This is a genomic window from Oceanisphaera marina (assembly GCF_014643915.1).
GTDB classification, from domain to species: domain Bacteria; phylum Pseudomonadota; class Gammaproteobacteria; order Enterobacterales; family Aeromonadaceae; genus Oceanimonas; species Oceanimonas marina.
This window is the reverse complement of sequence record NZ_BMKE01000013.1, coordinates 34,365-60,963: the sequence shown is the minus strand read 5'-3', so window position 1 is coordinate 60,963 and position 26,599 is coordinate 34,365. Positions and strand designations below refer to the sequence as shown.

Genomic DNA, 26,599 nt, shown 5'->3' with positions numbered 1-26,599 from the left:
TATTCCTTGGTTGGTTGTCCACATTGATTATGCAAAAAAGTCTATTCTACTGGAATCAGCCTGAACACGCTGGGTGCGGGCATTTTCGGCCAGATTAACGTCGACATCATTGACTGGCGAGTAACCTTGCCCGTTTTCTCTTGCGGTGTCACCGCCTTGTCGTTGCTGCTGCTCTTGCTGCGCGGCTTGATGCTGCCCGGCCAACAGATTTTGCCCCTGTGCTTGCTGCTGCCCCGATTGCTGTCCTTGCCCCTGCTGCCCCAGGTTCATGCCTTGCTGATTAAGCATTTCTCTTAGCCGCGGCATGGCTTGTTCGATTAATTCTTTGGCCTGAGGGCTACTGGCAACAAACTGCACCTGTACCTCACCCTGCTCCATTTTGATCTGGATTTTCAGCCCGCCCAGCTCGGAAGGATTAAGACGAATGTCGGCCTCTTGCAGGTTTTGACTCACCACCACCTGAGCTTGCTGGGCCAGCTGCTTAGCGTTTTGCTCTGCAGAGCCGTGCAAGGTCAAAGCACGATCCAGTACCGGCGGGCGATCCACTGTAGCCGAAGACAAGCCGCTATCACGTGCAGACATCATTAAACCCGCCTCTTGCGGGGCCGCTGTCTGACTGTTTGTAACCGTGTCTGCGGTTACCGCTGAAGCCGGTTGACTGACACTAACACTCTCTTTTTGCTCGCTCACCAAGGGGCTTGATGCTTCTTTTTGAATAAGTGATAACCGGCTGTCTGCTTTGGCATCTTCGGTTGCTGTTTTTTCCCCTAACGGCATCGCCTTGCCCTCTGCATCTTGGCGTGGAGATTCAGCAACCGCGGACGAAGCAGACTGCCCCCAGCGACGGCCGTGTTCAATTTGTGCCAGCCATTCGGGAGCACGCATCGCCGTCGCGCTGGCTGCGGTATTCACATCTGCCGGCACTTTATTAGCCTGCGCCTGTGATGACTCGGCCTCGCTGCCATTATCCTCCATCACCAGGTTCGCCTGTCCGGCCAGAGCTTGAGCCGCCTTGCTTTGAACCGGGCTTTGGTTCGAGGCTTGAGTGACAGCCTCAGCGGCTTGACTCGTTGCACCACTCGCCGACTGAGCAGATCGAGTGGCTTGAGAGCCCGCAACGGTTGAACTTTGCCCATCAAGACTCTCCGAATGGCCGGAACGATGGCTGGAGCCTGAGGTTGCTTCCTGATTTTTTGTTTGCTCTGCCGCAGTTTGAATAACGTCGGCTGTCGGGGCCAACTTAGATGTATCGCGCGTCGAACTTGATGAACTTGTCGCTTGCAACGACGGTGTGGCTTGTTTGTCGGTACTCTCGGATAGCGGTTTACGACTCGCTTCGTTAGCCTCGGCGTCCCCTTCTGCCACAGCCTGACCTGTGGTCGCGCTGTGGGTTGCTATTTGGGAGCCATTCACCATTCGAGTGTTCTGATCTGCGTCAGTTGTTTGCTGTGACGCTCTATCGCCACCGGCGGCAACCGAGACTCCTTGCTGGGAGTCATCCCCTGGCGGCAAAGAACTGCCGCCTTGCGGAGAGCCAGCCTTCATCACTTTTTCAGCATCACCGGCTTCGTCGCCATGGGCATGTGTCTGCTCGGTGCTCGCCAGTGTGCTGAGTCGGGTGTCGGCAGCATTTTTATTGTTTATTTTTGCAACGTCGTCTTTCGCCAGCGTCGCTCTGGGCTCCGTACTGTCATCTTGTAACACAGTGTTTGGCGCTAATAACGAAATGGGCTGGGAGTTATCTTCGCTTGAGTGGCTGGTGCCGTCGATGGCTTCATAACCAGGCTTGTCGGCCGTCTGCTGTTCTGCGGCCAATCGCTCGGCAGACTCCTCCCTGTGCTGCGATATCGCCGTTACAGAGGCTGCTTGTTGCGATGTGCTTTCTTGGGTAAATACCTCGGCAAAAAGACCGGCCTCCCCATGATTCATGGCATCCGTTATTTTACCGCCGGCTTCCTGGCCAGCCTGAATCCGTACCGACATGATGTTCATGGTCATGATGAAATGATCCCCGTCAATTCTGCGGCCTCGCCGTCACCCAAAGCAGCAACCTGCTTGCTTCTTTACTTATCAATGTAAGATCAATGCAAGAATCGAACCAGAAGTGAGAGCTTTAAGCGATCAGCTGTCAGCAAAAAGCTAAGAGCACTAATCCCATCCGAGATACTGACGTATGTCAGGTTGACGGAATAAACAAACACACCGTCTTTTGCAGGTTTAGTGTTTTCTGTAACAGCCAGCTTGAGACTGACCGCTTACCGCTGTTTTTAACGCTTTGTTTGATGATAAAACCGGTAAATCGCCATGTTATCCATCATTTTTTGCTCCTGGCGATTGCTTTCTACCTGCTTGCGCTCGACTTCGCGCTCCAGCAGTTTTTCTATCGCCTGTTTGCGAGTACGCACCGCCATCCAGGCAGTTCGGTTTTGCTCAACCTGCTGGCGTGCTTGCTTTAAACCGTCTTGCTGCTGCTCTTGTGCCAATTCCAGCTTGTTGATAAAGCCCTGAAAATGACCGAATTGATGGGAACTCAGGCCTTCGCGGCCACGGTTTTGAAACTCCTGACTGTAGTTACGCTGATATTGGCTCAAGGTTTGCTGTTGCTGCTCTAGCTGTTGCAGCTGTAACTGGGCGCTGCCCAATTCTGCCGCCGCCTTGCGCTCTTGATTATCCAGCTGATCCAACAACAGGTGTAATGCTCTGCTCATCTGCTAGCCCTTGGCTTTATCAGTTAGCTCTCAGTAGAGGCGCGCTGATGGTGGCGAGATCGGTCAGGCACATCGGCATTTCCACTACGTCGGTCATGCTCTGTGTTAAAAAGTGATCCAGTCGCGGACGAATAAGAATGGCCATATCAAGCCGCGGGTCGGCACCCGATTGATAGGCACCCAGATTGATTAAATCGTGGTTTTGCTGATACAACGCATAGGCCTGCTTAACGGCACGGGCCTGCTGCTGGTGGGTTTCGGTGGTCACCGAGGTCATGACCCGGCTGATCGACTTTTCAATATCAATGGCCGGATAATGCCCGCTGTCTGCCAACTGGCGAGAGAGCACAATATGGCCATCCAGAATGGCGCGCGAGGCATCGGCAATGGGATCTTGCAGGTCGTCGCCTTCGGTCAATACGGTAAAAAACGCCGTTATCCCCCCCTGTCCTGCACTTTCGTTACCATTGCCGGCCCGCTCCACCAAGGCAGGCAAGCGGGCAAACACCGAGGGCGGATAGCCCTTGCTGGCGGGCGGCTCGCCTACTGCCAGGGCAATCTCGCGCTGCGCCTGGGCATAACGCGTTAACGAGTCCATCAGCAGCAACACACTCAGCCCCTGATCCCGAAAATATTCGGCCAGAGTCAATGCCGTTTCACAGCCTTTTAAACGCATCAAGGGGGACGAGTCGGCCGGTGCCGCAACCACCACGGAGCGGGCTCGCCCTTCGTCCCCTAATATTTCATCGATAAACTCTTTAACTTCCCGGCCCCGCTCACCAATCAGACCCACTATGACAACATCGGCCTTGGCACCGCGGGTCATCATGCCTAACAGTACACTTTTGCCCACGCCTGAGCCGGCAAACAGCCCCATACGCTGTCCCTGGCCAACGGTGATCAGGGCATTGATGGCACGCACTCCCACGTCCATGGGCTCTCTGATGGGCTTGCGGGCCATGGGGTTAATACGCTGCGCCGTAAAGTCGGCATTTTTACTGGTCACTATGGGCCCGAGACCGTCTAACGGCTGACCGATGCCGTCTATTACGCGGCCCAGCAATTCCATGCCCACAGGTACGCCCTCGCCTTGGCCGACCGGCGTTACTCGCGCCCCCGGGATCACTCCTTTCAGTGATTCGCTGGGCATCAAAAACAGTTTATCGTCCGAAAAGCCCACCACTTCGGCGTCCATATCGCCAAACTGGGTTTGAATTTTACACTGGCTGCCTACGGCTGCGGTACAGCCCACCGCCTCCAGCGTTAACCCCACCACCCGGGTCAATTTGCCACTGGCCGACATCGCCGGCACCAGGCCCTGGGTTTGATAAGCCCCCAGGCGCTTAAGGAGCGTCATGGAATCTCGACCAGTTGGCTTTAATGAAGTTGGCCATAAGCTCGTCTATGCGTCGCGCCAGACTCACATCCAGCTCCGACATGGCCGTTTGCACCCGCACATCGCCACGCGCCTGACTGGGCTCACTCATCAACTGCCAATGGCGCTGCTGGCGGCTTTTTTCATCAAAATGCTGCTCGATAATGGCCAGATCATCAGGATGTAAATACAAGGTGATGTCACTATTGGTACTGGGCAGTGCCGACATGGCTTCTTGTACCGTGGCCAGTAACAGCTGAGGGGAAGTAGTCGATTCGGCTTTTAACAAGTTACGGGCCAGCTCTTGTGCCAGCGTGACCAGGCTTTGCTCGACGACTTTATCTACCTGGGCCAAAGGGGCCTGCAATTGTTCAAGCAACTGTTGCCATTGCTGACTCTGCTGCTCGGTTTTTTCTCGACCTTCGGCCAGGCCTTGTTCCAGCCCTTGCTCAAGACCCGCTTCGTGGCCTTGTTGCAAACCGGTTAACCGGCCTTCTTCCTGCCCTGCCGCTATGCCTTCTTGCTTGCCTTGTTCGAAGCCTTCTTCATAGGCCGCCTGACGAATGGCGTCCAGTGTTTCTGCGGTTAGCGGCTCAGGCTCGTCCTCAACCGATTCGGGCTCGGGCTCTGGCGGTGGAGCAGGACGCTTGATATTAAGCGCCTGATCTCTGCTTTGTGGTTTGGGGGCCGACATATCGGGCCATGCCCAGTGTTCGGAATCGGGCCCGGTATCTTGCTCTGTTCGATGAGGCTTGGCGCCGTAAGGATGACGACTCATACAAAGTCTTCTCCGCCGCCTTTAGACAGCATTAGCTCGCCACTGTCGGCCAGACGCCGTGCCACTGCCAAAATTTCTTTTTGCGCCAGTTCTACATCGCTGACTCTGACCGGACCCATGGCTTCCAGATCGTCTTGTAACAACTCGGCGGCCCGTTTCGACATGTTGCGCAGGAATTTGTCTTTCAGTTGATCGTCGGCGCCTTTCAAAGCCCGTTGTAACAGCTCGCCATTCACTTCACGCAGCATCATCTGCACGCCGCGGTCGTCTACGTCGATCAGGTTTTCAAACACAAACATCAAATCCTGGATCTTCATGCTCATTTCTTCGTCTTCATCACGAATGGCATCCATCAACACGCCCTCTACCGAAGTGTCCAGGTAGTTCATGATATTGGCCGCCGCTTTCAGGCCACCCATCTTGGCCGCCTTGGCCCCACTTTGGCCGGCGAACTGTTTTTCCATAATATCGTTGAGCTCTTGCAGCGCCGCCGGTTGTACTTCTTCCAGCTCGGCAATGCGCATCACCAAATCCAGTCGTACCGGCTCGGCAAACAGCTGCAAGATTTCTGCCGCCTGCTCCGGGTCCAGATAAGACAGCACTATGGTTTGAATTTGCGGATGCTCGTTCAGAATAATGCCTGCAACCTGTCGTGCATCCATCCACTTCAGGGAGTCCAGGCCGCGCGAACCGGCCCCGGCAGAAATTTGATCGACCAAACGACCGGCTTTATCTTCACCCAGTGCCGCCACCAGGGCATTACGTACAAAGTCCTGACTGCCCACACCAATTTTGGTAAAGCGCTGAATATCTTCAATAAACAAGCGGTGTACTGCTCCAACCCGATCGGGGCCAAAATCGCCCACCGCCGCCATTTTCATGCCCAGACGCTGTACCTGTTTTGGGTCGAGGTGACGAAATATCTGCGCGGCATCTTCTTCGCGCAGGCTTAACATCAACAAGGCGGCTTTTTCGGTGCCGGTCATTTTTTCAAGCAGCTTGCGCTGCTCGTCGGTCACCATCAGCTGTTCTTTTTCACTCATCGGCTTTCACCCAGTCTCTTACTACCTGTGCGGCCAAATCTGGCTCATTGGCCACCAGGGCTCGAATAGCCGACAGCACATCTTCATCTTTATTCAGGTCGGGCAATTGCAAGCGCCCTTCGCGAATACCGAACATGCCTTCATCCTGCTCGGCTTGCTGGGCCAGCAAAGTCAGATCGTCACTGCCCATCAAGGCATTTTGGCCGTCCAGATCGACGTTATCCGGCAACGCCTCGGTGCCCAGCAGGCGCTTGACCATGGGCCTTACCAATGTAAGCAACAGCACGATAAGTACTGCCACCGCGCCCAAAATGCGCAGCAGATGTAAAAACCACGCTTTTTCATAAAACGGGACGCCGCCAATGTCATCCAGCACCGGCCGGTTAAAGGGCACGGCCACCACCTCTATGGCATCGCCGCGGCTGATATCAAAGCCCAGGCCACCGCGCAGCAAACGGTCGATACGGGTCAGCTCTTCCTGATTCAGCGCCACCCGCTCTGTGGTGCCGTCTTCATTGGTAATGGTTTTATGGTCCACCGCCACCGACACGGTTAAACGACGAATATCACCGGTAGCACTCTGGCTGTGGCTGATGGTGGTGTCGAGCTCGAAATTACGGGTCGCTTCTTTGCGTGAGCGTTCATTACGGCGCTGCTCTTGCGCCAGGCCCGCGGCGTCTTCCGGAATATCCGATTCCGCCGGCGGCTGATTGGTCAAGGCACCCGGAATACCCAGCGCACCCAGGCCCGAGGTATTGTCTTCCATGACCATTTCCGATCTCACCGCGGGCAAGTCGGGGTTGTAGGTTTTAACGGTTTGTTCTTTACGGGTAAAGTCGAGCCGTACGTCCACTTCGGCGGTGTAGTTACCCAATCCCAGTACCGGGCTTAAAATAGCGTCAATTTTTTGCCGGTACTCTCGTTCCTGCTTTTGTTGCAGTTCAAATTCTCGACGGGTACGGGCCGATAAAGGGTCTTGAGATCCGGAGTTCAGCAAGCGACCGTTCTGGTCGGTCACCGTGACTTTATCCGGAGTCATTTCGGGCACGGCAGAGGCGACCGTATCAACAATGGCGTCTACTTCTTCCTGGCGTAAGGTACTGTTGCGGCGCAGGTTTAACAATACGGTGGCACTGGGCTGGCGTTTATCACGCACAAAGACATTTTCACGGGGAATGGCCAGCAATACCTGAGCCTGGGCCACGCTGTTATATTGCTCTATCACCCGGGCCAGTTGTCGTTCGCGACTCAAATTAAGTCGCTCGCGCTCCAGACGCTGGCTGATGCCAAAACCGGGGTCGGACAACAGGATGGAATCGCCTTGGGGCGGAGCCTGATCAAGGCCAGAGCGGCGCAGGTTCAACTGAATGTCAGAAAACTGATCGGCACGCACCAGCACTGTGCTGCCATCAATTTGATAATCCACTTTTTGTGCGTCTAAAAAATCGAGCGTTTCTATCAGCTCTTGGTTGCTGTACACGCCCAACGGGCGCATTTCGGGCTCTTTGCCCCACAGCAACAGAAATACCGCCAGCGCCAGACAAATAGCCAGCGCCAACACAATAATAACCTGACGCAAGATGTCGGTGTTGCCCAACAAGGCAAGAGGCGTGCTTTTTTGCTCTTCTGCCTCCAGTGAGTTGGCCTCGCTGGTGGCAAGTGCAGATTTGTCGGCATTTACCAACTGATTATCAGCCACCAATTACATCCTCATACCGGCATATTCATAATGGTTTTATAGGCATCAACAACCTTGTTACGCACCTGTACCGTGGCATCGAAGGCGATACTCGATTTTTGGCCGGCAATCATCACCGATTCCAGGCTTACGGACTCATCACCCATTTCAAAGCGATTACGCAAGTCACCTGTAGTTTGTTGTAGGCTGTTCACGTTGTTCACCGCCTTGGTTAACACCGCAGAAAAGTCCTGTTGCGGTACCAGATTGTTGACCGGTGCCAACGGTTGCAGCTCGCTTTTTATTGCCTGCATTTCTGATAATAAGGCCGAGGCATTAATATCCATAGTCGAAGGCTCCTGAATTGAAGAAGATAATGAGTTAATGCAAACCGCGGGCCAGTATATATACAAAGGCCCTAAAAACACAGTACAGGAAAAGCCGTATGCTTTACGTCAGACGCTGTAAGTAGGGGCCGAGCTCGGTACTTGTGTTATCTGACCGCTGACAGCTTAAAGCTGGTCGCTGTGTTTACACTTCCATCCCTGCTTCGCGCATGCGTGCCAGCTTATAGCGCAGGGTGCGTGGACTGATGCCCAGTTTTTCGGCCACTTGCTGGCGGCTGCCGGCGTGAGTTTGCAGCGCCTGCAAAATAATTTGCTGCTCTTGGCTGACGAGTTCCCGACCTAAATCAGTATGAGACTCTTCGGTATCAGTCACAACGTCCTTGTTATTACCCTTGCCAAGTTCACCAACTGGTGCAATTTGAGGCTTGGCTGTGGTGACGCAGGTTGATAATGGCAGCTCATCCAGCAAAATATCTGCGGCGGTAATTTCATGGCTCTGGGCCAGAATAAGGGCGCGTTGTATCACGTTACCCAGTTCACGCACGTTACCCGGCCAATGCCAGGCTTGCAGTCTGGTTTTGGCTTGCTCGCTCAAGGTAAGCTTGCCACGGGCCAACTCTTTGCCATGGCGTTGCAATAAATATTCTGCCAGGGGAATGATGTCTCCGGGGCGCTCGGCCAACGCCGGCCAATGCAATGGAAATACATTTAACCGATAAAACAGGTCTTCTCTAAAGCGCCCTTCGCACACGGCCTGGCGCAAATCCCGGTTACTGGTGGCCAGCACCCGCACATCCAGAGCAATGGTTTTTCGGCCGCCCAGTCGTTCAACTTCCCGCTCTTGCAACACCCGCAGCAGCTTGGCCTGCAGATTTAAGTCCATTTCGGTAATTTCATCCAGCAGCAGGGTACCCCCGTTGGCCTGCTCGAACTTGCCGGGGTTGGCCTGCACCGCGCCGGTAAAGGCGCCTTTTTCATAGCCAAACAAGGTGGCTTCCAGCATGTTATCGGGAATGGCGGCACAGTTGATGGCCACAAAGGCGGCGTTGGCACGATTGGATTTTTGATGAATAAAGCGCGCCAGCACCTCTTTGCCGGTGCCGCTGGGGCCGCTGATCATCACACTTGCCTCCGACTCGGCGACTCTGCCTGCCAGCTGCAATAGCTGAATACTGCTGGCATCGCCCACCACAGGATCGCCATTATGTTCGCTTGGCTGAGCGACATAACGCGACACCACCGCCAGCAAGGCGTCGGGCGTAAAGGGCTTGGCCAGATAATCCACCGCCCCGGCACGAATGGCCGCGACCGCCCCCGACACCTGGGCATAAGCGGTGATCACCAGCACGGATAAACCGGGAATGCGGCGGTTAATCCACTCCAGCAGCCCCAGGCCATCCATACCCGCCATTTGCATATCGGTAATCACCAACTTGGCGGCATGTTGCTGTAACCCATCACGTTGAAACCAAAGAATGGCTGCCTCGGCACTGTCGACGACCGCGCACGAAAAACCCGCCAGCAAAAGCGTATCTTGCAGCGCCTGCTGTAACCCCGCATCGTCTTCGACGATCAATATATCAACCACATCGGGCTGGTCATCATGAGTCATGAACACGCCTCCTTATATGTGTAAAGGGTGAAGTGTAAATAGTGAAGAGAACGAAATAACACCCAAGTCCAGTGAAGCGTGATAAGTAATGTGTAAAGCGGACAAGCCGATATACCGACGCTTTAGGTGCAGAGCATTATGTGTAATCTTTTCCATAACGTCCTCTTCACCCTTTACTCTTTGCTCTTTACTCTTTGCTCTTCACGCCAAAGGCAACCACAGGCTGAAGCAACTGCCCTGCCCCAGTGTTGATTGCACCGTGACTCGACCTTGGTGCGCTCGCATCACCGCCATGACGGCCGCCAGCCCCAGGCCGGTTCCCTGGCTGCGAGTGGTGAAAAAGGGCGTGAATATCTGGTTAATCAGCTCTTTGCTCATGCCCTTGCCGTTATCCTGTACCCTGACTTCAATCTCGTTATCGGCTGCCAATACCAGCATAAGATCAAGCTCGCTCGCCCCGGCTTCAGTGGCGTTCTCAAGCAAATTAAGCACAATACCTTTCAGCGCATGGCTATTGCCCAGCACAAAAGCCGAACCACTAATGCTGTTCGACAAGCTTAATCTTGCGCCCTTGGTCGCCAGTATGGGGCCTGCGGCCTCTACGCATTCTGGCAATAAGGCGCCGAGATCCAGTTTATCTGCCAACGGTGCCTGTTCGGGGCGAGCAAACAACAAGATGTCACTTATTTGACGCTCAATATCATTTAATCGCGCCAGCAAACGTTGCTGAAACTGTTCACGCTGGCCGTTATTAAGGTGAGGAGCCGCCAAGTTAGCGCCATACAGCATGGCAGCAGATAAAGGAGTACGTATTTGATGCGCCAGTGTCGCCGCCATTTGCCCCAGAGCCGCCAAGCGCTGGGCATGACTTTGCTGCTCAACCCAGGCGCGAGTGGGCGTCATATCAGTGAGCTGAATCAACTGGCCGGGCTGGCCTTCAATGTGTGAAATAGCCAACTGAATACGTCGGCCATCTTTAAGGGAAACCTGCAAGCCATCGTCCGGTTGCGGTGCAAATACCCGCTCAATAACGACTGACCAGGCCAGCCCTTGCAAGGGCTCACCCAATAACCTTTGCGCTGCGGGGTTCACCAGGGCGACTCGACCTCGACCATCCAGCCACACCACACCACTGGGCATGGCATTAACCATGGCCGTCATACTAAGCGTATTAGACGACAAAGCGGTTATATCATCAGGCATAACAGCGACAAACTAAGGGAGTGATAGCCTGAACATTCAATAACCATGCCAGCTGTTTCAGCGAAGCGCTACACGGCCTTTGTAGCCGCCGCTTTAGCTGGCGGGACTGCGGAGCAGTATGATGTAAAATCCCGCTGAGACGGGACTGTCAGCTAAAGCGACAGCCTACAAAGTACACTACCTTTTGTTTGGCTGGGTGCCATGCGCCAGTCGCTACTTTTTTCCAGCGGAAAGCTTACCGCAGCCTCAAGCGCTTGCTGTTACCAATAAGCCCCTTTGGCACTTTTCGCTTTTATCTCGTCTTATTTTTCAGTGGATTCAGTGGATTCCGTGGCGAAAGATCTTTAGTTATTAGTTTTAGTCCGATGTTGGGCGTTATCACTTGGTAATACAGTACTTCTTCATTTTTTCGACCAGGGTAGTACGGCGCATGCCCAGATGCTCGGCGGCTCTGGCAACGATACCGTCATTCACTTCCAACGACTGAGTAATCATGTCCATTTCAATATTGGCCAGCATTTCCTTCAAATTCACGCCTTCGGCTGACAAGGCTGGAGACATAAACTCCGCCTCTTCTTGCTCGTCATCCAGACTTTGAAAGTCAAAAAAATCAGCCTCATTCTCTGCTGCCGGTTCGTCGTCAGCATGAAACATGGCCGATAGCGCATCCCGCTCGTCCAGCTCATCAAAAGGCCGCACCACCAACTGTTCATTGGTTAACGCACGATATTTGACGGGTAAGTCCGATAACTGCACCTGCTGGTTGGGACACAAGATAAACATGCGCTCAACCAGATTGGACAACTCACGTACGTTCCCCGGCCAGTGCCATTTTTGCAGTGACGCGACCGCCTCTGGCGAGAAGGACAATTGAGCATTATGAGTCAACCTGTGCCGATTGATTAACTCGCTCAATAACAGCGGAATATCATCCTGGCGTTGACGTAGCGCCGGGGCTTCAATAGGAAACACATTCAGGCGGTAATACAGGTCTTCACGAAAACGCTGCTCATAAATCATCTGCTCTAAATCACGGTGAGTGGCTGCAATCACTCGTACCTTTGCGGTAATCGGTCGCGTACCGCCTACCCGCTCGAAGGTACGCTCTTGTAACACCCGCAGCAACTTCACCTGCATGGGAAGCGGCATGTCACCAATTTCGTCTAAAAACAACGTGCCACCTTCGGCCAGCTCAAAGCGGCCCTTACGCGCCGCTACGGCACCGGTAAACGCGCCCTTTTCATGACCAAACAACTCGCTTTCCAGCAATTCGGCCGGAATGGCACCACAGTTAATGGGTACGAATGGCCCTTTCGCCTGCAACGACAATAAATGAATGGCACGGGCGATCACTTCTTTACCGGTTCCTGACTCGCCCAGCAGCAACACATTGGCAGGTTTGTTCGCTACCTGACGGATCAGATTTTTCACTTCATGCATAGAGGCACTTTCGCCAATCAGCAGCTCATGAAGATGACCGTCCTGTTCATCGGACATCTGCACCGGCTGCCAGCTTTGCGCCTGCAGCAACAGCGAAGTCAGCTCATCGTAGGTTAGCGAAGCAAGCGTGCCCAGCAAATTACCCGCCTGACAGCCGGTCTCGTTAAGACTGATAAACGCATGATGAGGAAATGTGTCCAGCAATTGTGCCAAGGGGGCATCCGTATCCCCTGCCAGCACCGTCAAATTAAGTGGTTGGCTCTGCAACCAGGTTTGATCTTCAGCTCGGCTACCACTACGCCACTCTACCTGCATAAAAGACAATATGGCTTCAAGCTTAGAGCGTCGTTCTTGGTTGTGATCCATAATCAAGACACAGCCGTTAAAGCTCATAGGAACTATATCCTTACAATTCAGTTAGTTATTAAACATGACATGTGTTGGTACAGCATGTTGTTATGCCATTGCAGCTACAGCATAACATCACAAGGGGGCTGATATACAAGCAACTGCCGTAATTCTGACACAAGCGTCAAAATAACTCGACCAACAAAACGATACAAAACGGTTTTGAATTGATCCAGATCAATTTTTTACTCAGTGCAGCCTTGTTAATACACAATATCAGCGCATTTAACATACAACAATAAAGCAACTGGCAAATTTATGGCGCAACTGGGTTGAAAAATGCCGCCTCTATAAGTCGCAAACAAAACGAATGGCTTCGATAACCGTGGAAAATACGCAATAAAAAAGGACCAGGAGTTATCCTCCTGGTCCTTTTTTATTTGAATGTGCAGTGGTGTTATGCAGGCACTTGCTGTTGCTCGGCAGGAATCGCATCCCAACCTTCTTTAATTTCGCGCAATAAGCGGCTTACGGTTTCTAGTTTTTCAATATCATCATGAATGTTGGCTTGTACTATCTCGCCCATCATAAATTCATACAAGTTATCTAGGTTAGCCGCTATCTCGCTACCGGCTTCATGATCTAGCGCCATGCGCAGTTCAGCCACTATCATTAAAGTGGCACTTAACAGCTCGCCACGCTCAGGGAACTTTTCTTGTTCGATGGCTACGCGCGCCTTCGCTAAGCGCTCAAGGGCCCCCGCTAACAGCATTTGTACTACGCGATAAGGGCTAGCTTCTGTTTTTTGGCTGTCTAGCGCCACAGATTTATAGGCTTTCATTGAGCCGCGCATTGGTCCTGCCATGCTATTACTCCTAGTTTTTTTTAACTGTTTGATAAGCTCGCACCGAGCGGCGACCTTTGGTCATTTGTTGTAGCTGCTCGCCAAGCTGTTGCTGTAATTGCTCGGTGGCCTCTTTTAATTGGCGCGAGCGAGCCATCAACTCGTTCGCTTCACTCGCACTTAAGCGGCCATCGTGAATGACCTTTTCCAGTAATGCCGCCCTTGCAGTAAGTTGCTCAGCAAAGTACTCGTCATTAAAGTTATCGCCTTTATCCAACTCGGCAAATAAACGGGTATCTAGCTCAACTAACTGACGATATAAGTGCATTACTGACCACCACTAAAATCAGGCATATTAGCAAACGCAGACATAACAGAGCTCATTTGTTGGTTTAACTGCGCCACCATTAAGTCCATTTTATTAAACTTACGTGTGGTGCGCTCAGTAAAGGCCTCCATACGCTCTTCAAAGGCGACCGCTTCTTTATCAAGCTTGGCCATACGGCTATTAAGTGACTCGTCACGCTCGGTTAAAATGCCTTCTTTACCGACAAAGCTTTCTAACATGTTATCTAACTTAGTAGAGACCCCTTCTTCTGAAGCAAATAACAAGCCAATGCGCTCAAAGTTGTTTTCTACTTGGTCTTTTAAAATATCTTCATCCAGCTCTATGGTGCCGTCTTGCTTGCTGGTAATGCCTAAGTCGGTTAATGATTTAACCGGTGCCACTGCACCCTCTATTTTTTCACTTAACATGCTACGCAACTGCGAAGTTAAGCTACGGGTACTGCTGTCACCGTTTAAGGGCCCGGCACGCTCTGTCTCTTTATCATAAGAGGTTAGCTGATTAATGGTACCCATCACTTTATTAAACGACTCAACAAAGCCTTTAAGGTTTTTTTCTACCGTGCCTTTGTCATAGCCAATGGTCAGTGTCGTGCTCAGTGTAGGGTCATTTTTAGTGGAATCAGCTTTATCGGTGACTTTTTTAACATCCAACGTCACCCCTTGAATAGCATCTTCAATCTCGTTAGTTTGGCTTTCTACCCGCGCACCATCAATGGTAATAACCGCATTTTTTGCCTCTTGAATGGTCGCTGGAGCAGCCACCAAGCTTTCTAGAGTGGCAGTACCTTCTTCGCCACCGGTGGCATTAGCTGTGACGGTAATTTCATTATCGGTACCGGTTTTCTCAGAGAAAAATACCAACCGCGAGCTCGGCTCACCCGTATCAGGATCTTCACTGTTCACCACAGTGGCGCGCACGCCTTTATTGTCTTCGGCGTTATTAATCGCCTCTGCAACTTCTTTTAAGCTACTTTTTTCGCTATCTATCGCCACCCCAAACGACTGGGCATTTTCGCCCTCACCTAAGGTGAAGTTAAAGGTCCCTGAACCCAGCTTTTTATCAGCATCTTCTTTAGCAATGTAACTGGAGCCCAACTTATGAGCGCTAGCCAACTGCTCTACCTCTAGCTTATAACTACCAGCCACAGCGTCTTTATCGGCCTTGGCACTGACAAAACCGCTGTTGTTGAAACTGGTAGAACGCTTTTGAAAGGCCTCTTCTTCGCCTAGAGCTTTAAGGGAGTCTTTAAATTCACTCAACACACTCTTTAATGAGCCATAAGACGATATTTGCACCTTAAGATCGTTGGCCTGGCGAGCCAGCATTCTCTCCTTCGGCGCACGCTCAGCTTGCACAGTGGCATCAACAAACTGTTGGATCGGAAAACCCGAGCCAACGCCGGGTAATTTTAAACCGCTCATAATGTTATCTCCTCTGCGTTGGCCAAATATTTAAGCCTTAACGTCAATCAAGCCACTACTGGCCTCAGCCAAGCGAGCGATCACATCCAGCAGCTCTTCGGTCGGAATTTGCCGTATAGTATCACCACTTTTACTATCAATCACGGTCACCACATTGCGGCCAGAATCTTCATCCACCCGAAACTTAAGCTCATGGGTAAAGCTACCGACAAACTTATCCATTTGCTCGGCCATGTCTGCCAATTGCTCAGCCGTTGGCTCTGCTACTGTGCCTTCAGTCAACGACGAATGCGTTTCTGTTTTTTCGATAGCCTGCACCGCCTGAACCGTTTGCGTAGCCTCGCTGCCAACGGGCTGAGTACTTGCAGCTTGCTGCTGCCTGGCGCTTATATCAGAGGCTAAAACAGGAGGTTTGGGAGGTAAAGGAAGAGTATCCATAATTGCATCCTCAAGCTTTTGCTATGCAGATAAACAAAGGAAAACGCTGTTTAGTTTAATAACGTTACGAGTCACTACTCGAGTGTTGAGTGTTGAGTGTTGAGTGTTGAGTTAAGTGCTTTCACTCACTATTCACCATTCCCTACTCACTGTTCCCCGTTCACTATCACTAAACTAAACAGCCTTAAACCGAAACAACCGGGGGCTTAGCCCCCGGTTTTTAGTACTTAAGCGATTAACCCAACAGCGAAAGTGCTGCCTGTGGAATTTGCTTAGCTTGCGCCAGAATCGAAGTACCCGCCTGCTGCAGAATCTGTTGCTTAGTCAGGTTCACAGTTTCTTGCGCAAAATCGACGTCTTTAATACGACTCATACCTTCGGCTGCGTTCTCACGAGTGTTAGCCAAGTTGTTAATAGTGCTGTTCAAGCGGTTTTGCATCGCACCTAGGTCAGAACGTTGAGCGTCAATCATACCAATGGCGCCGTCTAAGATACCAATTGCGTTTTGTGCACCAGCTTGGGTCGACAAATCAATAGTGGCGGTAGACTTCAAGCTAGAGTAATCGCCTGCTGCCAACGAGCCTATTCCCCCATTGTCTGCAGTTGATGCAAACGAGAAGCCATCATTAGAGTTCATGCGCACTGAGCCGGCTACGGTTCCTACTGCGCTGCCAGTGGCTGCTCCAGAAGCTAAGCCAATAGCAGCTCCATCTTTCCCATCAATGTCTACACCCGTTAAGGACATTTTTGTGTCTGTGGCGGCACCTGCAAAGTCTTTAATCTTAATATCTTCACCTGACTCACTGGTTAAGGTTAAGGATCCGCCATCAACGGTAGCTTTAATACCGCTGTCGGTAGACTTAGAGTTAATGGCGTCAGCCAGTGCCGATAAGTCATCGGTGTTAGTAATATTGGCAGAAATGGAAGAGCCGTTTAATTCAAAGCTCACCTTACCCGCCGCACCTAAATCAGATAATTTAGCCGTACTTCTGGCTTCAGCGGTAATCCCAGTATCGGCAGAAACACCATTAATGGCACTGGCAATATCTTTGGCACTGGCATTTTCATCAAATTCAACTTCTTGATCTTTGCCGTTACCTTTTAAGGTTAATTTGCCTGTAGTGATACCATTAGCCGCGCCACTAGTAGCAGCACCTAATGCTGTTCCTGATAGAGTAAAGCGGTTAGAGCCGATGGCTTTCGCTGATACGTCTTTTAACTGTAAATCAATGGTTTCGTTAGCATTGGCGCCCACTTGCAAAGTGCGGCTACCAAATGAACCATCAATTAGGTTTTGACCACCAAATGAGGTAGTTTCGGCAATGCGAGTTAGTTCAGATTGCAAGGCGCTCACTTCTTTTTGAATCGCTTTGCGGTCTGCGGCTGAGTTAGTCCCGTTCGCAGATTGCAGAGCAAGATCACGCATCCGTTGTAACACGTTGGTGGACTCGTTCATCGCGCCTTCAGCAGTTTGTGCGATTGAGATACCGTCATTGGCGTTTTTCATCGCCACGCCTAAACCACGAACCTGAGAGTTCAAACGGTTAGAAATTTGCAGGCCGGCTGCATCGTCTTTTGCCGAGTTAATGCGACTACCCGTTGCCAAACGCTCCATAGAGGTGGCCAAGGCATTAGAAGACTGGGTTAAGTTACGTTGTGCGGTCATACCGGTAACGTTAGTGTTTACTGTAATCGCCATAATCAACTCTCCATCGAGGTTTGGTGCCGGCTATGCCGGTTTTGCTTTGCTAGATTGAAGCGACTGCTGTGTTGCATATGCTTCGCTGTTAAGTAAGGTATCGGCGCCAGTTTCAAGAACTTTAAACATATTTATAAATTTTTAATGCTCTGCTTGCGCCGTCAAGTCCAGTATCGGCTTTTCACTCTTAAGCTTTAGCGTTTATTCACCTTGCTATGGGGGGCGCTTTTTCACTAACATGCAAAACACTCTTGATTAGCGAGGTTTTTCAGTATGGGTCAGCTGTTATCATCTTCTGCATTGCACTCCACCTTAACTCAAGCTGAGCGCTTGCTTAGCCAACACCAACCACAAGATGCTCTGGATTTATTAAAACCCTTACTGACCCAGTATTATCAACATGTCCCTTTTTTACTGCTGGTTGGCTTAGCGCTTTACCGCACAGGTAAAAGCTCCCAAGCCTTGTTATTTTTACAACAAATTATCAAGCTCGAACCTAACCATTTTGAAGCCAACAAGATGCTGGCTGAGCTTTATCATGAAGCTAACAATAATTTAGAAGCTTTAACTTATATAAATAAATCCCTTAAAATAAAACCTAAAAATCAATACATTAAAGAATATAAAAGCATGATCTTATCCCGCCTCAATCGTTATGAGGAGGCGATTAACATCATAGAAAAAGTAGTTAGCACAGGAAAGCCACATCGCTTTACTTGGAACAATCTAGCTCAATTGTACCAACATACCGGGCAATCTAAACAAGCTAAGCAATGTTTAGAAAAATCAATTGAATTATCTGAAGACGATGATACAGCTTACAATAACCTTATTGTTTTATTGCACTACTTGCCTAACTCCACACAAGAACAACTAAAAGAATTATTAAGTAACTGGGAATGTAAATATGCTAAGCATATTAATACTATAAATAATCTCAGCACAGAATTAACTTCTAATAAAAAACTGCGCATTGGCATGATATCTGACGGTTTTCGAGCTCATCCGGTAGGGCAAATGATCACTTCAGCTTTGGAGGCTTTGCCGCAGCATGAGCTAGAGCTGTATACCTATAGCACTAACTTATTCTCAGACGCTATCACGGAGCGCATAAAAGAGATAGCTAACCACTGGATGACGATTACGCATCTAAACGACGAGCAATTAGCCAACCAGTTAGTTGAAGACAAAATCGATATTTTGTTTGATCTTTGTGGCCACAACAATGGCAGCCGCATGCAAACCATGGCCATGAAGCCCGCACCTATCTTAGTGAAATGGGTAGGCGGGTTAATTAATACCACTGGCCTTAGCACTATGGATTATCTACTCAGTGATCACATTGAAACACCGAGTGGGGTCGATGATAACTACACAGAAAAATTAATCCGCTTACCCGATGATTATATTTGTTATAATCCACCTCTTTATACGCCTAATACGGTGCCTCCACCGGCGTTGCATAATAATTTTATTACCTTGGGTTGTTTTAATAACACCGCCAAACTTAATCCTGAGCTGCTAAGTTATTGGGCAAAAATAATGCACGACCTTCCCCAATCTAAGCTGTTATTAAAAAGTTTCCAAATTAATAGCGAAACTTTATGTAACAACATTAAAACCATTATGCGTAAATATGGCATTAATGAAGATCGCTTACTGCTAGAGGGCCCAGCTAAACACGAAGAATTATTAAAAACCTATAACAAAGTGGATATCGCCCTCGATCCTTGGCCCTACTCCGGCGGCTTAACCACCTGCGAAGCGCTATTTATGGGCGTGCCGGTAGTTACTCTGCCAGGCCCTACTTTTGCCGGACGTCATTCTGCCACTCATTTAACTAACGTCGGTTTAGGCCAATTAGTTGCCGAGGATTGGCAGCACTATCACGATATTGTGGTAAACTTGGCCAGTGATCTTGATAACCTCGCCAATATTCGCACCCACTTACGAACTGCCTTACTCGAATCACCGGTATGTGATGCCCCCCGCTTTGCCCGAAACTTTAGCAACGCCATGCGCGCCATTTGGCAACGCCACTGCGAAGGTAAAAAACCTGCGGCACTAAGCTTAGATAAAGACGGTAACGCTCAGTTTGCTGATGAAGATCGGCCGGTAGAATTACAATTACCCGAAGAGCCAATTACTGTGGCCGATAACGACGAATTTCGCTTTCAATTTAAAGGTAAGATTATTACTTTAGATAATGGCGCCAGCTTAACAGCTTCTAATAAATTTACTGGGTTGCAACGGCTAGGCGCCCTAGATGTACTCTGTCTAGATGCGGCTAGTAGGGTAATCAACAGTCAACAGCTGAGCCATGTAGGTAACTTTCACTACTTCCCAATGACCGTATTAGGTGATGGCAGCAAAGTTCCACTTTATGTCACCCTAGATCCGACACTAACCAGTAGCCTAAAGGCCATTACACCAAAAGAGCCGAGCTTTTTTAAAGCGTATCCGCCATCGCCTGAGGTTATGGCTGAGATTCCTATTCAGACTATTGCGCTAGATACACTGCAAGTAATAGAAAAGCTCGATTGGCTAGTGTTAGATAGAATGCACAACCCCCTAACGATTATTGAGCATGGTAAACAAAAATTAACTTCCGCTTTAGTGGTGCAAGTAGGCATTAACTTACAACCACTCTACCAAGAGCAGGCTGATTTTAGTAAATTATCTCAACGGCTTAGCGAACTGGGTTTTCGCTTTTTAACCCTTAGTCACTTGGGCAACCAAAGTCACTTTGCAGGCCGCAAAGATATACTGGCCGAGTCAGCATCAGAGCTCCCTTATGTAGATGCAATATTTATCCCTAATGACCAACGCTTGCGGGAAATGGATAATAACAGCAAAACCAAACTGGCATTTTTACTGCACTCCGCCTATCAACTTAAAGATATCAGCTATCAACTGCTTGCCAGCATAGATACCACCCAAGCCGAAAATTACTTGCTGGGTGAAAAACTGATCAGCTCTCAAGACGCAAGCAATCATGCGGTAGCAGATACTGAAAACAAAGAATTAACCAACAAGCCAGAAACGACGTTCGCACTGCCAAGCGCCCCAGCAATGACCGAAGCTGAACGACAGCTCTTTGCAAAACACTTGAAAAAAGCGCAGCACTATTTTGAATTTGGCTCAGGCGGCTCGACGGTGTGGGCAGTGGAACACGGCCTAACCGTACAAGGCGTAGAAAGCGATCCTACTTGGGTTAATGCACTACAAGAAAAACTTGGCCAACAATGCCAAGTTGCCGTCGCCGATATAGGCCCTACTGGCGATTGGGGTTACCCACTACAAATGGAACAAAGCGATAAATTCCCTCGCTACAGCCAAGCCATTTTAGAGCACCAACAGCCCTTTGATTTAATATTAATCGACGGTCGCTTTAGAGTCGCCTGCACCATGGCCGCCATCCAACATATTGCCAAGCATCACACTCAAGACAGCGCCATCATCTTCATCCACGACTTTTGGAACCGCCCTCATTATCACGCAGTGCTTGAGTTTTTAGATGTGATAAAGCAGGTCGAAAGCGCAGGGGTATTTAAAGTTAAAGAAGATGCTCAGTTAAATAAGCTCGCAGAAATGTGGTTGAAATTTTCGGTTAATCCTGACTGACGAAAAAGCGCTACTTTTAACATTTAAGGGTAGCGCTCAGTTTATTTTATCGCCCTATACCAAAATACATTAAACCTACGCTACTCGCCGCACTGGGCTCATACAAGTTACGGCCATCGACTAGCACGGGGGATCTCAGTTGGTGTTTGAGCCAGGTGAAATCAAGGGTGCGAAACTCTTTCCACTCGGTACAAATGACTAATGCGTCAGCCTGCTGCACTGCTTGTTCTTTACTTTCGCTTAAAGTGAGTAACGGCTGATGGTGTGCTTGGCTTGGCTGCAACTGCTCAGAGTAAAGTCTGGCGCACTCTTCCATGGCTTCGGGATCGTAGGCTTGCACGGTTGCGCCGGCTTGCCAGAGTGCTGCCATTAGCACTCGGCTGGGGGCTTCGCGCATATCGTCGGTGTTGGGTTTAAAGGCTAAGCCCCATACGGCAATGGTTTTACCGGCTAGCTGACCGTCAAAGGCTTGGTTGAGTTTGTTAAATAACACAGTTTTTTGCCGTTGGTTGACGGACTCAACCGCTTGCAGCAACTCGCAGGGATAGCCCACTTGATTAGCAGTGTGATTGAGGGCTTGCACATCTTTTGGGAAGCAAGAGCCGCCGTAACCACAGCCGGGATAAATAAAGTGATAACCAATGCGCGGATCGCTACCAATACCTTGGCGCACTTCTTCTATATCCACCTGCAAGCGCTCCGCCAAGTTGGCCATGTCGTTCATAAAGCTGATTTTGGTGGCCAGCATGGCGTTAGCCGCATATTTAGTCAGCTCAGCAGCGCGTACCTGCATAAACATCAGTTTATCGCGATGGCGGTTGTATGGCGCATAGCATTCACGCATGACCTCTTTTACCCAGTCAGAATCAGTACCGACTATGATGCGTGGCCCACGAGTAAAGTCATCAATAGCGGCCCCTTCTTTCATAAACTCGGGATTTGAGCACACCTCAAAAGGCAAGTCTACCGCCCTGCCCTGTAATTGCTCCGCTATCGCCTTCGAGACTTTATCAGCCGTGCCCACCGGCACCGTCGATTTATTGATGATGACTTTAGGAGTCTGCATGTGCTGGCCAATACTGTTGGCGACTTGCAGCACATAGTTAAGGTCGGCACTGCCGTCTTCATCTGGCGGAGTGCCAACGGCAATAAATTGCAGAGTGGCAAAGTGCACGGCTTGTTCAACATCGTCACTAAACTGCAAGCGGCCCGCTTCGTTGTTATGTGCTATCAGCTCTTGCAGCCCAGGCTCAAAGATGGGCATTTCGCCATTACGCAACGCTTGAATACGCTTTTTATCGACATCCATGCACAACACATCATGGCCCACGTCGGCAAAGCACGCTGCCGCCACTAACCCCACATAACCAGAACCATACACGGTAATGTTCATGCCGTTCCTTTTGAGCCAATAAAGATAAGTAACGCCTAATCACTAGGGTGCAATTAGACCATAAATACTAGCAAAGCAGCTAGTTAGCTTGAGAGGTATGTTGAGTTTTAGTGGTGAGCGTTTAATGGAAAATCAGCGCCCAGCACCAGGCGCCAAGCTTTAAAGCACCAAAACTGACAGCGAGATCCTGACGTGCGTCAATAAGACAGCAAAGAGAGTTGACAAGCTTGCTATACAACCCTACTGTTATGTACATAATTACGTACACAGGAGTACTATTATGGATGCCATCAGTTACACCGCAGCAAGGGCTAATCTAGCAAAAACCATGGAAAGGGTCTGCACCGACCATTCTCCAATTATTATTACCAGAAAAAGCGAATCACCGGTGGTGATGCTGTCTCTAGCAGATTATCAAGCCATGGAAGAGACCGCTTACCTGCTGCGTACTCCCGCAAATGCCAGACACTTACTCGAGTCTATAGCCGAGCTTGAAGGCGGTAATGGCTCGGAGCACGAGTTACTTGAGTAATGAAGTTAACTTTTTCATCTAAAGCTTGGGATGAATACCTTTACTGGCAGAAGACCGATAAAGCTATACTCAAGCGTATAAACCTTTTAATAAAAGAGGCGTCTCGAGACCCTTTTGAGGGGATCGGGAAACCCGAGCCTCTCAAACATGGCCTGTCTGGTTATTGGTCTCGCAGAATTAATGACGAACACAGATTTGTGTATAAAGCATCTGGAGACGGGCTGTTAATTGCGCAATTACGTTACCACTATGAATACTGATACTTAATCTGTATCTAATGTGCCCTCCTGGTGAAAAAACACTTCGCAAAAAAGAGCTTTGACCTGAATCGTGCCGCCTTTGGCGAAATGCGAGAGCAAACGTTCGCCTACAAAACACAAAAGCAAAAAACACCGCCTTTGTGGGGCGGTGCTTTGGGTTTAACTGGGCGCTATTTTTGAGGTTTCTGTTTTCTTTTCCCCTTCACTCTTTCCCCTTCACTGGCTAAGCCCTAGATATAATTAAACAAGCTCATGTTCTGGATTTTGCCGAACATGGTTTGGGTTGCTTGCAGGGCAACCATGGTTTGGCTGAATTCGCCGGCGGCTTTGGCGTAGTCCAGGTCTTCCATGCCGCTGCGTAGTTTGTCTAGGGTGAGCGTCATTTCGCTATGGGTCTCTTTTTGGTTATCGAGACGCTGCATACGGTTACCGGTGTCAGCGCGTACCTGGGTGAAGTGGCCGCCCATGGCGTCGAGTTCATCCAGAATGTCGATCATCTCACTTTGACCTTTGGCTGTATGGCCGTCTGTTTCCAGCCACTGTTTGGCGCGATTTAAAATATCAAACACACCTACGTCATCCTGACCTGTACCGTCTTGAACGCTTGAGTTTAAGGTAATTTCATCGCCAATTTTAACGTCACCCTTTACCTTAATTTCTATGCCATCAACGGCAATGGGATTAAGAGGATCATAAGGCAGCTGCGTTAACGGGTCGGTAGGGTCGGTGGGCGCTATCGGGGTGCCGGTTGCATCTTTAACAACATAAAATATTTCTTCTGATTCAGGATCAGCCGGCAATTTACCCACAAATTCGACGCTGTAATTTTTTTGGTCACTAAAACTGGCACGATCGACGATGTTAATACTCTCTACCCGTACCTGGTCTTCGCGAGACTCACCTTTCACTCCACTGTAGTCCACGGTGAAGTCGCCGCGCGGATTGGGTACGCCGCCGAATACCAGCTCGCCATCGTGGTTTAATTCAACTTTTACACTGTCGCCAATCACCATTTGCCGCTGACCGCTGTCACCGCTATAGACGATGTTGCCTTTATCATCAAAGGTAAAAGGATCACTGTCGGTTTGAAAGCCACCGAAGATAGCCTGACCAAACTCATCTTTGCTGTTGGCAATATCCAGCATTTCATCGATGCGACTTTGCAGCTCGCTTTTGAAGGCGTCGCGTTCATTTTGGGTAATGGCCGGGTTGTTGGCCTTGAGCATAATCTCTTTGACTTGCTGGGTGATATTCTCACCGCTGGTCAGACCGGTTTCTTCTCGGCGCAGCCGGTTTTCAGCCAGATTGATATTATTTTGGTATTGCTCAATTTTACGCAGCTCTTGCTTGTAGTTAAGAATACCGTTAGCCGATACCGGATCGTCACTGGGTTTATCAACGCGTTTGCTGGATGACATTTGGCCCAGTTGGCGATGGGCCTCAGAAGAACGGGCACTGATATTGTCCAGGTTACGCTGAATAAATTGAAAACTGGCTATGCGCATGACGATTCCTTAGCGTATCTGCAAGAGCGTGTTCATGGTTTCGGACGCCACGGTAACCACCCGTGCCGAGGCCATGTAAGACTGCTGGTAACGTAACAGATTGACGGCTTCTTCATCCAGGTTGACCCCAGAGGTAGACAGCATGCGGTCGTAAGACTGCTTGTAGGCCGCCCCGGCGGCTTCGGCTTTTACCCGCTGATTTTTAGTAAGCCCGCCTATCTCTACCGCCGTTTGATTCAGGCTGTCGGTCACGGTCGACTTACCGTTGTTAAGCCATTTTTTGTTTTGCAAATCGGCAAAGGCCAGGGCGTTGGTATTGTTGCCCGAGCCTTTGGCTTGTTTGATTACAAATTGATCGTATTCTGCAGGCGTGCCTTTAATGTTCATTTGTACATCACCAATGGTGATATTACCGTCCGCATCCGGTGTGACCGAAGTGCCAATTGCCGTTCCGCTAACGTCATACACGTTATACAGCAACACCGGCGGTGTGCTGGCCGTTCCGTCATCTTCAACTTTCACGGTCAGCGGATAATCCGCTTTAGGAATGGCCGTTGCCGGTGCCGTAGGTTCAACCAACTGCACGCCCACTTTGGTGGTACCGGTGTTGTCTTTATTGGCATCGACCATAATCGAGCCAGAGGCGGCAATTTGATCACCGGTGTTGAGTTCGACTTTTAACTCGTTACCGCCTTGGCGGGTGGGTCGAATTTGCATTTCGTCGTTGGTGTTGGGCACGTCATTTAGGGTTATGTTAAAGCCTAAATTGGGAAGCGGTTCAGGCCCAGATAAGGTTAAGGTCTGCTCGGTACTGGGCGCCGCGGCCGCTGTTGCATTCACGTCATACGACTTGCCGGTGGTGATATCCGTTAATTCATAGGCACCACTGCCTTTAAATTTAAGCGTATATTCGCCACCGGTGAGCTTGCCGGTATCGGTAATCTCTACCGCCCCGCTAATGGCGGGATTATTACCGATAAATCGATGCTTTTGAGCGTCAGGAGCATTAATGTCGGCGAAAAAGTTTTTACCTGGTAGGCCATTCAAGTCCACGCCTTGCTTTTGCACCTCGTTAAAGGCATCGGCAATCGCAATGGCCACTTTACCCATGTCGCTCAAATTGGGGCCTAATACCTGATCGCGATAATGGAATAAAGCCCCCATTTCCCCCCCCAGTGCCTGGCTGCCTTTAATGCGCGTGGCCTGATCAGGATTGTTGGGGCTGGTTAAATACAGTTCGGTTTGCTGTGGGTCTGGTGAGCCAAGGCGGACTTCCATGCCATAAGCCTGGTTGCCACTCACCAAGGGCTCGCGCCCGTCCAGCATCACCGAGATCATGCCATCGTGGCCTTTCAAGGTGGTTATTTTCACTTCCTGGCCAAGATCCTGGATCAAGCGATCGCGCTGGTCGAGCAAATCATTGGGCGTGCCGTTCAGACCAGCATTCATTATTTGCTGATTCAGCTCGGCAATGCCCGCAGTCAGTGAGGTCACATGATCGGCTCGTGACTGAATATCACGGTTTTTAATGACAGTTTCTTGCTCTAATGCACTGTAATATTCATTAAAGTGGTTGGTAATATCTTTAGCATTCGCCAGCATCAGCTCTCGGTTACCCAGGTTGCCCGGATTATCGACCACGGCGTTAATGGCTTTGTACATATCATCCAGGCTGGTGGCGAGCCCCTTGTTCACCCCCGACAGGCTTTGATCCAGAAAACTCAATTGATTATACAGAGCTTCGGCGCCGGCCTTTTCGGTATTGTTGACCAGCACGTCTTTAAAGGCGTATTCCTGATACATGCGCGTCACGTCGGTTACCCGAGTGCCGGTGCCATAAAACTGGCTGCCCGATTGCATATGCAGGGTCGTCATTTGCTCTACCCGTTGGCGGCTATAGCCTTCGGTATTCACGTTGGCAATGTTATGGCCGGTGGTCGCCAGTTGGCCTTGTGCGGCCAGCAAACCACTGACACCGGTTTGATACAAATCAACAGCCATA

General features: G+C 50.1%; 22 protein-coding genes. 4 read left to right on the top strand and 18 right to left on the bottom strand.

All coding sequences use genetic code 11. The features are described from left to right. Positions 1-27: 27 nt before the first annotated feature. The 15 genes from IEW52_RS09300 to IEW52_RS09230 all read right to left on the bottom strand — a co-directional run bounded on the left by IEW52_RS09300 (position 28) and on the right by IEW52_RS09230 (position 17,283). A complete protein-coding gene (locus tag IEW52_RS09300; protein ID WP_188629797.1) occupies positions 28-1,998 on the bottom strand; it encodes a flagellar hook-length control protein FliK in 1,971 nt (656 codons plus the stop codon). Between the two features lie 269 nt (positions 1,999-2,267). After that, on the bottom strand, positions 2,268-2,708 hold the full coding sequence (fliJ, locus tag IEW52_RS09295; RefSeq protein WP_188629796.1) for a flagellar export protein FliJ: 441 nt from the start codon (positions 2,706-2,708) through the stop codon (positions 2,268-2,270). Between the two features lie 19 nt (positions 2,709-2,727). After that, complete coding sequence (gene fliI / locus IEW52_RS09290; RefSeq protein WP_188629795.1) at positions 2,728-4,065, bottom strand: flagellar protein export ATPase FliI; 1,338 nt, start codon at positions 4,063-4,065, stop codon at positions 2,728-2,730. Next, positions 4,052-4,861 carry a flagellar assembly protein FliH gene (fliH, locus tag IEW52_RS09285; protein ID WP_188629794.1) on the bottom strand — a complete coding sequence of 270 codons (810 nt, stop codon included), beginning with the start codon at positions 4,859-4,861 and terminating at the stop codon, positions 4,052-4,054. The genes fliI and fliH overlap by 14 nt, the downstream gene beginning before the upstream one ends. Further along, positions 4,858-5,904, bottom strand: coding sequence for a flagellar motor switch protein FliG (gene fliG, locus IEW52_RS09280; RefSeq protein WP_188629793.1), 1,047 nt, complete (start codon positions 5,902-5,904; stop codon positions 4,858-4,860). Before fliG ends, fliH begins: the two co-directional genes overlap by 4 nt. After that, positions 5,897-7,603, bottom strand: a complete 1,707-nt coding sequence (fliF, locus tag IEW52_RS09275; protein ID WP_188629792.1) for a flagellar basal-body MS-ring/collar protein FliF — start codon at positions 7,601-7,603, stop codon at positions 5,897-5,899. The genes fliG and fliF overlap by 8 nt, the downstream gene beginning before the upstream one ends. Before the next feature lie 11 nt (positions 7,604-7,614). Continuing rightward, positions 7,615-7,929, bottom strand: coding sequence for a flagellar hook-basal body complex protein FliE (gene fliE, locus IEW52_RS09270; protein WP_188629791.1), 315 nt, complete (start codon positions 7,927-7,929; stop codon positions 7,615-7,617). Between the two features lie 184 nt (positions 7,930-8,113). After that, the gene (locus IEW52_RS09265; protein ID WP_188629790.1) at positions 8,114-9,541 is read right to left on the bottom strand and encodes a sigma-54-dependent transcriptional regulator; all 1,428 of its coding nucleotides are present in this window, start codon (positions 9,539-9,541) and stop codon (positions 8,114-8,116) included. Positions 9,542-9,742: 201 nt separating this feature from the next. After that, a complete protein-coding gene (locus tag IEW52_RS09260; RefSeq protein ID WP_229667869.1) occupies positions 9,743-10,702 on the bottom strand; it encodes a sensor histidine kinase in 960 nt (319 codons plus the stop codon). A 420-nt stretch (positions 10,703-11,122) separates the two neighbouring features. Further along, positions 11,123-12,577, bottom strand: a complete 1,455-nt coding sequence (locus tag IEW52_RS09255; RefSeq protein ID WP_188629788.1) for a sigma-54 dependent transcriptional regulator — start codon at positions 12,575-12,577, stop codon at positions 11,123-11,125. A gap of 412 nt (positions 12,578-12,989) precedes the next feature. Next, a complete protein-coding gene (gene fliS / locus IEW52_RS09250; protein ID WP_229667868.1) occupies positions 12,990-13,397 on the bottom strand; it encodes a flagellar export chaperone FliS in 408 nt (135 codons plus the stop codon). A 10-nt stretch (positions 13,398-13,407) separates the two neighbouring features. Continuing rightward, entirely contained in the window at positions 13,408-13,704 is a 297-nt protein-coding gene (locus tag IEW52_RS09245; protein WP_188629787.1) for a hypothetical protein, read from the bottom strand. Continuing rightward, positions 13,704-15,146, bottom strand: a complete 1,443-nt coding sequence (gene fliD, locus IEW52_RS09240; protein ID WP_188629786.1) for a flagellar filament capping protein FliD — start codon at positions 15,144-15,146, stop codon at positions 13,704-13,706. The genes IEW52_RS09245 and fliD overlap by 1 nt, the downstream gene beginning before the upstream one ends. A 30-nt stretch (positions 15,147-15,176) precedes the next feature. After that, positions 15,177-15,584, bottom strand: coding sequence for a flagellar protein FlaG (locus IEW52_RS09235; protein WP_188629785.1), 408 nt, complete (start codon positions 15,582-15,584; stop codon positions 15,177-15,179). Between the two features lie 235 nt (positions 15,585-15,819). Next, positions 15,820-17,283, bottom strand: coding sequence for a flagellin (locus IEW52_RS09230; protein ID WP_188629784.1), 1,464 nt, complete (start codon positions 17,281-17,283; stop codon positions 15,820-15,822). A 273-nt stretch (positions 17,284-17,556) separates the two neighbouring features. On the opposite strand from IEW52_RS09230, the gene IEW52_RS09225 reads away from it, so the two are divergent. Continuing rightward, positions 17,557-20,907, top strand: coding sequence for an O-linked N-acetylglucosamine transferase, SPINDLY family protein (locus IEW52_RS09225; protein ID WP_188629783.1), 3,351 nt, complete (start codon positions 17,557-17,559; stop codon positions 20,905-20,907). A gap of 46 nt (positions 20,908-20,953) precedes the next feature. On the opposite strand, the gene IEW52_RS09220 is transcribed toward IEW52_RS09225, so the two are convergent. Then, a complete protein-coding gene (locus IEW52_RS09220) occupies positions 20,954-22,300 on the bottom strand; it encodes a UDP-glucose dehydrogenase family protein (protein ID WP_188629782.1) in 1,347 nt (448 codons plus the stop codon). A 280-nt stretch (positions 22,301-22,580) separates the two neighbouring features. Here IEW52_RS09220 and IEW52_RS09215 point away from each other — a divergent pair, with 280 nt between their 5' ends. From IEW52_RS09215 to IEW52_RS09205, 3 genes are read left to right on the top strand one after another with little or no spacing between them, the layout of a single operon-like run. Then, a complete protein-coding gene (locus IEW52_RS09215; RefSeq protein ID WP_188629781.1) occupies positions 22,581-22,832 on the top strand; it encodes a type II toxin-antitoxin system Phd/YefM family antitoxin in 252 nt (83 codons plus the stop codon). Next, a complete protein-coding gene (locus tag IEW52_RS09210; protein WP_188629780.1) occupies positions 22,832-23,092 on the top strand; it encodes a Txe/YoeB family addiction module toxin in 261 nt (86 codons plus the stop codon). Before IEW52_RS09215 ends, IEW52_RS09210 begins: the two co-directional genes overlap by 1 nt. 30 nt (positions 23,093-23,122) lie before the next feature. Beyond that, entirely contained in the window at positions 23,123-23,272 is a 150-nt protein-coding gene (locus tag IEW52_RS09205; protein ID WP_188629779.1) for a hypothetical protein, read from the top strand. 50 nt (positions 23,273-23,322) lie between these two features. On the opposite strand, the gene flgL is transcribed toward IEW52_RS09205, so the two are convergent. Beyond that, a complete protein-coding gene (gene flgL / locus IEW52_RS09200) occupies positions 23,323-24,597 on the bottom strand; it encodes a flagellar hook-associated protein FlgL (RefSeq protein ID WP_188629778.1) in 1,275 nt (424 codons plus the stop codon). Between the two features lie 9 nt (positions 24,598-24,606). Then, complete coding sequence (gene flgK / locus IEW52_RS09195) at positions 24,607-26,598, bottom strand: flagellar hook-associated protein FlgK (RefSeq protein ID WP_188629777.1); 1,992 nt, start codon at positions 26,596-26,598, stop codon at positions 24,607-24,609. Position 26,599: the final 1 nt, after the last annotated feature.